The sequence below is a fragment of the Mesorhizobium sp. genome (assembly GCF_017306585.1).
GTDB lineage: Bacteria > Pseudomonadota > Alphaproteobacteria > Rhizobiales > Rhizobiaceae > Mesorhizobium.
The window spans coordinates 1-7,058 of record NZ_JAFKIC010000057.1; the positions used below are offsets into that span (position 1 = coordinate 1).

The 7,058-nt window shown below is 64.8% G+C and carries 6 protein-coding genes; all 6 read left to right on the top strand.

The features are described 5' to 3' along the window. Positions 1-3,275, top strand: a 3,275-nt coding sequence (locus J0I79_RS02145) for an SPOR domain-containing protein (RefSeq protein WP_292855029.1), incomplete at its 5' end; no start/stop codon positions are given. 165 nt (positions 3,276-3,440) lie between these two features. After that, positions 3,441-4,460: a beta-N-acetylhexosaminidase gene (gene nagZ, locus J0I79_RS02150; protein WP_292855031.1), complete on the top strand. Its 1,020-nt coding sequence runs from the start codon at positions 3,441-3,443 to the stop codon at positions 4,458-4,460. 62 nt (positions 4,461-4,522) lie between these two features. Beyond that, positions 4,523-5,323: a ScpA family protein gene (locus J0I79_RS02155; RefSeq protein WP_292855037.1), complete on the top strand. Its 801-nt coding sequence runs from the start codon at positions 4,523-4,525 to the stop codon at positions 5,321-5,323. Then, positions 5,323-6,090 carry an SMC-Scp complex subunit ScpB gene (scpB, locus tag J0I79_RS02160; protein ID WP_292855033.1) on the top strand — a complete coding sequence of 256 codons (768 nt, stop codon included), beginning with the start codon at positions 5,323-5,325 and terminating at the stop codon, positions 6,088-6,090. The genes J0I79_RS02155 and scpB overlap by 1 nt, the downstream gene beginning before the upstream one ends. Before the next feature lie 179 nt (positions 6,091-6,269). Next, positions 6,270-6,491 (top strand): twin-arginine translocase TatA/TatE family subunit, encoded by a 222-nt coding sequence (locus J0I79_RS02165; RefSeq protein ID WP_010909892.1) that lies wholly within the window; start codon positions 6,270-6,272, stop codon positions 6,489-6,491. Positions 6,492-6,571: 80 nt separating this feature from the next. Continuing rightward, positions 6,572-7,058 (top strand): Sec-independent protein translocase protein TatB (gene tatB / locus J0I79_RS02170; RefSeq protein WP_292855035.1); only part of this gene is annotated, 487 nt, incomplete at its 3' end.

Sequence of the window (7,058 nt, forward strand, 5' to 3'; positions counted from 1 at the left end):
AGGCGCCGGTCCAGTCGAAGGCCGCTGTCGCCAACCAGTCCGTGGACGAGAGCAATTTCGACATCGACCTCGAAAAGGAGCTGATGGGCGAGCTCGACGCTGATCAGAGCGTTGCCGCCCCGGTTGTCGAGGCCCCGGCTGCGGACGCCCTGGCTGCTGACGCCCATGAGCCGGCATTCGAAGCGGCGGCCAGCCATGCGGCTGACGACGATCTGGCGCTGTCCCTCGACGATGATTTCCATCTGGACTTCACCGGCGCTGATGATCGTTCGACTGCCACCGGCCATGCGGCGCCGTTGACTGGCGGGGGTGCGCCAGCGGTCGAGCCCGCTTTTGACGCCGATTTCGACAATGCCGTTGCCAGCTCGCTGGAAGACGTGTCGCCCTTCGAAGACGACCAGCTGATGCAGGATGAGCTGGCAGCCTCCCTCGATCAGGGGTTCCACGTCGAGGAGCCGGTGTCGAGGATTCAGCACGCCGTTGCGGAGGCGCCCGTTGCTGTCGAGCCGGTCTCCGATCATGGATTCGATGACGCGGTCGCGATGTCGCTCGAAGACGAGTTGATGCTGGACGGTCATTCCGACGATCAGCGCAATACGGGTGAGCTCGCTGTCGACTATCCGGAGCCGGTGCTGGCCTCCGCGAATGAAGCCCAGGCGGTTTCCGACGAGGATTTCGCGGGTCACTTCGACGACGCCATGGCTGATGTCGATATCGATTTCGATGTTCCGGCCAACGAGCCGGTTACCTTCGGCGACACCGAGGCGCACGACATGCGCGCCGCGGATCCATATGCGAAGGACCAGGCCTCAAACCCTGAAGCCGTGTCCGACGACACTTTCGACCTGGACTTCGACGACGCCTTCGCCGAGACCGTGCAAGAGCCGGTCGCCGAACTTGCCGCCGTTCCCGCATGGCCTGCGGCGCCCGCAGTCGCGGCTGTGGCTCCCGTGACACCGGCAGCTCCCATGTTGCCATCTGCCCCCGCGGTGGAAGAGCGCAGCCTCGAGGATGAGTTGAACGCGCTCCTGGGCGCCATGACCGCCCGCACGGCGCCGTCGACCAGGGAAGCCGTGAAGGTGGAGCCGGTCGCAGCTCCCGTTCAGCCGGCCGTCGCCGCTCCGGCGAAGGCCGCCGAGGAACCTGCCGATCTTGTTGATGATCTCGACTGGGGCCTAGACGAACAGGTGCCCGAGGGCCCGCATTCATCCGACGGCATCAACGCAGCCGATGGCGACCTCGATAACATGTTGCTCGATGAGCTCCAGGCGCAGGATTTCGGATCCGATGGCGCCGACCACGTCGATGTCGATTTCGACAATGACGCCTTCGATGCCGCCCTGGCCAAGAGCCTCGATCCGCGAGACGAGGTCGCTTCCAGGCAGCAGGATGATTCGCTCGACTGGCTGGCGGAGCGTTCGACGCCGGCGGAGCCGGCCCGTTCGTGGAGCCGTGTGACACCGGTTCCCCAGCAGCCGACATTCGCCGCGCAGCCAGCCGCTCCGATGGCGGCCAGGACCGTTGCGCCTGAAGTGGCGGTGGTGCCTTCATACCGTTCGGCCGAGCCCGTCGCGGCCACTCCCTATGTCGCGCCTGCTGCTGTGCCGCAGCCACGGCAGTCCTCGCGCTATGAAGAAATGCCCGATGTCGAGACGGTCGATGTGCCCGAACGCGTCGTCGCGCTGGCCGACGATCTCGACATTCCCGAACTGCATTTCGAGGAAGATGAACCGGCGACGCCTGGCTATGACGACCTCGACGCTGAGTTCGCCAGCCTCCTGACCGAGATGAACTCGGTGGAGGTGGCGCCGGCAGCCGCTGCTCCTGCGAGCAGCGCTTCCTATGCGGATGAATCCTATAATGCCGGCTTCAATCCGGGATATGACAGAGTCAATCCGGGATATGGCGCTGCCAATCCGGGATATGCAGGTTCAAGCCCAGCCTATGGCGAGCCCAAGCCGGCCTATCAGCCGGAAGCGCGCACCTATGCGGCGCGGCCGGTGGAAATGCCGGCACGCGCGGCGGCTTCCACGGCCTATGCCGACGCCGCGGACGGCTTCGACATCGACAATCTGCCCGGCAGCCAGCCGGTTTCGCAGGCGGACGATTTCACCGTCGACGAACTGGACTACGACCCGGAACTGGACGAGGCCATGTCGGTGCCTGGTCTCGGCGAGCGCGAAGCAGCCAGGCCCTCGGGCCGGCGCGGCCTGTTCATCGCCGCGATCGTCGGTGCCGTGGCGGTTGCCGGCGGTCTCGGCGCCTTTGCGCTGTCCTTCGGCGGCAAGGGCAGTGGCGACGCGCCCGTCATCGTCAAGGCCGACAATTCGCCGATCAAGGTCAAGCCGGAAAATCCCGGCGGCGCCGTGGTGCCGAACCAGGACAACAAGGTCTATGACGCCGTGATCAAGGGCGCGAAGACGGCCGAGCCGGTCCAGCAGAAGCTTGTCACCAGCACCGAAGTGCCCGTGGACGTGCAGGCCAAGGACCCGGCCCGTTCCGTCGATCTTTCCGCCGGCCAGGGTGCCGACGCCGGCACGGATGGCGGTGGCGATGTTTCGACCGCCGGCGTGGCCCCGACCGACAATGCGGCGCCTGCGCCCAAGTCCGAGGATCGCATCGCGCAGGTGCTGCAGGACACCGACAAGGGCAACGGGACCGATGTCGTAGCCGTCGCGCCGCGCAAGGTCAGGACCATGGTGGTCAAGTCCGACGGCTCGCTGGTGGCGCGTGAAGACCCGGCACCGAAAGTGGCCTCGGCCGAGCCGACCGATCCCGCACCCCAGCATGTGGCGCCCACTGGTCAGGCCGACGCCGACCAGACGGGCACCGTGGCTCCCGCCGCCGCGCAGGCGGGCGATGAACCGGCGCTGAAGCCTGCCGCCAAGCCCGCCAAGGCGCAGTCGACCAACACGCCGTCCAAGGTTCCGGTTGCGCCGCAGCGTCCGTCGGACCAGCCGGTCGACGTCGTCGGCGAGGTCAAACCCGATCAGGTTGCTTCCATCGATCAGGCCTCGGCCGCGTCGGGTGGCGGTTCGTGGTCGATGCAGGTTGCTTCGCAGCCGACGGTCGAAAGCGCCCAGTCGACCTATCAGGACCTGCAGCGCCGCTACGGCAGCGTGCTTGCCGGCCGCACGGCCAACATCGTCAAGGCCGAGATCGCTGGCAAGGGCACGTTCTACCGCGTCCGCGTCGCGGCCCAGTCGCGCAACGATGCCATCAACCTGTGCACCAGCTACAAGGCCGCCGGCGGCAATTGCTTCGTGTCGCGCTAGGCCCTGATCTGATCGTTGAAAAAGCCGGCGTGACCGAGAGGTCGCGCCGGTTTTCATTTGCATGCTTTCATATGGCTGTCTTTTTGATGTGGAAGCCTCTGGTGGGTCCCGCCGCGTTTGGTCGCGATGATTCCCTTTGAACGCGCGAACCTCTAGACTCCTCAGATGACCGAATCAAAATCCATGATCCTCGGCTGTGCCGGGAAATCGCTCACCCGCGAAGAAATCAAATTCTATCGCAATGAATGCCCGTGGGCCTTCATCCTGTTTGCCCGCAACATCAGCGAGACCGAGCAGATCCGTGACCTGGTCGCGGAGATGCGCGATTGCATCGGCCGCCCGGACGCGCTGGTGTTCGTCGACCAGGAAGGCGGCAGGGTGCAGCGCCTGCGGCCGCCGCTGGCGCCCAACTATCCGGCCGGCGGCGCACTCGGCGCGTTGTGGCGCGACGATCATGACGCCGGTGTCCGCGCTGCCTGGCTGATGGCGCGACTGCACGCCTTCGATCTCTTGCGCTACGGGATCACCGCCGACTGTCTGCCGGTGCTCGACGTGCCGATCGAAGGCGCCAGCGACGTCATCGGCGCACGCGCCTACGGCAAGGATCCGCGGCCGGTGATCGAACTCGGCCGCGCCGCCGCCGAAGGCCTGATGTCGGGCGGGGTTTTGCCCGTCATGAAGCATATTCCGGGCCATGGCAGGGCTTTTGCCGACACCCATTTCGAGCTGCCGACAGTGGATGCCTCGCTGAGCGACCTGCAGCGGCATGACTTCGCCCCGTTCCGGGAGCTCAGCCACCTGCCGATGGCGATGACGGCGCATGTCGTCTACAGCGCCATCGATCCCAAGAACCCGGCGACCACGTCGGGCAAGGTCATCGACGAGGTCATCCGCCGCGAGATCGGCTTTGACGGCCTGCTGATGAGCGACGACACCTCGATGAAGGCACTTTCTGGGGATTTCCCGACAAAGGCAGCCGCGATCCTTGCGGCGGGCTGCGATCTGGTTCTTCACTGCAACGGCGTTTTCGAGGAGATGGCGGGCATTGCTTCGCGGACCAAGGGGCTTGAGGGCAAGTCGCTGGAGCGCGCAAAGCGGGCAATGACCTATATACAGAAGCACGACGCGGCCGAAGAAACCGAGATACGCGCCGAATTTGCCACCTATTTCGATGCGGTGGCCTGACGAAGGGAAGTGACAGGGCTGTGGCGGAAGCATTGGAAAGCAAGGCTGCGAAGGCCGCACCGATGGACCGCCTGTGGGCCGAGAACGACGAATCCCGGCTGACCGGCGATCCGTCGCTGGTTGTCGATGTGGCCGGCTTCGAAGGTCCGCTCGATCTGCTGCTGCATCTGGCGCGCAACCAGAAGGTCGACCTGGCGCGCATTTCCATCCTGGCGCTGGCGGAGCAGTATCTGGCCTTTATCGAGACGGCGAGGGCACTGCGGCTGGAACTTGCGGCCGACTATCTGGTGATGGCGGCCTGGCTCGCCTTCCTGAAGTCGAAGCTTCTCATCCCCAAGCAACCGGGCGAGGAAGGCGAGAGCGGCGAGGAACTGGCCGCCGTGCTGCAATTCCGCCTGAAGCGGCTCGAAGCCATGCGTGACGCCGCCGCCCGGCTCGTCAACCGCAATCGGCTCGGCCGTGACGTGTTCGCGCGCGGCATGCCCGAAATGGTCATCATCGAGAAGCGGAACGCCTACTCGGCCTCGCTCTATGATCTTCTGACCGCCTATGCGCAACAGCGCCAGAAGCAGGCCATCACCAATGTGACGATCGCCCGGCGTGGCGTCTGGTCGCTCAAGGACGCGCGCGACATCCTGACCCGGCTGATCGGGTCGCTGCGCGACTGGACGACACTTGACAGTTTCCTGATCGATTATCTGGCCAGCCCGGAAGAAAGGCGCACCGCGATCGCCAGTTCGTTCGCCGCGACGCTGGAACTGGTGCGCGAGCGCAAGATGGACGTAAGGCAGGATGAGGTGTTCGCGCCGATCTACCTGCGCGACCACCGGGCACCCACAAACAAGGCAGTCGAGGTGGCATGATGAGCGAGCGCGCCAACGCTTCGGTTGTCCCGTTCAAGCTCGAGGATGAGCCGGAAGAGGGCGGGATCAATCAGGATTCCACCCAGGGCCCGGCGCAGAACCCCGCCGAGCGCCTGCATCTGGCGGAAGCCATGCGCATGGCCGAGGCGATCGTGTTCGCCAGCGCCGAGCCTGTGAGCGAGAAACAACTGGCCGCGCGCCTGCCCGACGGCATCAACGTTTCGCTCGCCATGGCGGAATTGCAGGACGTCTATGCGCGCCGCGGCGTCAATCTGGTGCGGGTCGGCGATGCCTGGGCGTTCCGCACCGCCGGCGATCTGGCCTTCCTGATGAGCCGCGACACGGTGCAGCAGCGCAAGCTGTCGCGCGCGGCGCTCGAAGTGCTGGCGATCATCGCCTATCACCAGCCGGTGACGCGCGCCGAGATCGAGGACATCAGAGGCGTCGAAACCTCCAAGGGGACGCTGGACACGCTGCTCGAGACGGAATGGGTGCGTATGCGCGGTCGCCGCAAAACGCCGGGGCGCCCCGTTACCTATGGCACGACCGAGACTTTCCTCGATCATTTCGCGCTGGAGGAAATCCGAGATCTTCCCGGCATGGAGGAACTGAAGGGCGCTGGTCTGCTTTCGGGCCGGATGCCTTCGAATTTCTCGATTCCGCAACCGCCGGCCGATCCCGATGTCTTGACCGAGGACGAGGATCCGCTGACCGACATCGATCTCGAGGAACTCGGCCTGCTGACGCCGCGCGTCACGGAAGATTGACCGCGCTCGCCTATCAAAAGCAGCTTTGCGCCTTTACATGCGCCGTTTGGTAGCGGGCCGCATCGCCGAAAATGCGTGACATCCGACAGTCTTTCATAAACTCTGTCGCGGTTGTGTTTGAATCCCAAGGCGAAAACGCATAGATCATCGCCAGGGAAAACATTCGAGAGAGATTTGCTATGGGTTCATTTTCGATTTGGCACTGGATGATCGTGCTGGTCATCGTGCTTCTGGTGTTCGGCCGCGGCAAGATTCCCGAGCTTATGGGCGACATGGCCAAGGGCATCAAGAGCTTCAAGAAGGGCATGGCCGACGACGACGTTGCCGATGACAAGCGCACCGTCGAACATCGCGCCGACGAGACCGTTTCGGCAGTGAAGGAAAAGGCCAGCAAGAGCTGAGCCGAAACAGTTGCTTCGTGCATGCCGGTCCGGAACGCTCCGCATTTGGGGGCGGCGTGCACTAGTCGGAACGAATAGCCATGTTTGAAGTCGGCTGGACCGAAATGCTGGTGATCGCGATCGTCATGATCGTGGTCGTCGGGCCCAAGGATTTGCCCAACATGCTGCGCACCTTCGGCCGCACGACGGCGAAGCTGCGCGCCATGGCTGCCGACTTCCAGAAGCAGTTCAACGAGGCGCTGAAGGAAGCCGAGCTTGACGACGTGAAGAAGTCCGTTGACGAGTTGCGGGGGCTCAGCCCCATGTCCGAGATCAAGAAGCAGCTCAATCCGTTCGAGCAGGCGGCCGCCGATGTGCGCGCCGGCGTCGACGCGGCGATGAAGCCGAAGCCGGCTCCCGATCCGACGGCGCCGGCTGCTTCGACGCCGCAGCCGGCCGAACCGCTGAAGAATGGCGCGACCACCATGCCCGGTGCGGTGGATGCTGCCCCGGCAACGCCTGCTTTCCCGGCAATGACGGATGAATCGGTGGTGGTGCCGCCACCTGCGGCAGCGCCGCAGGCGAGGG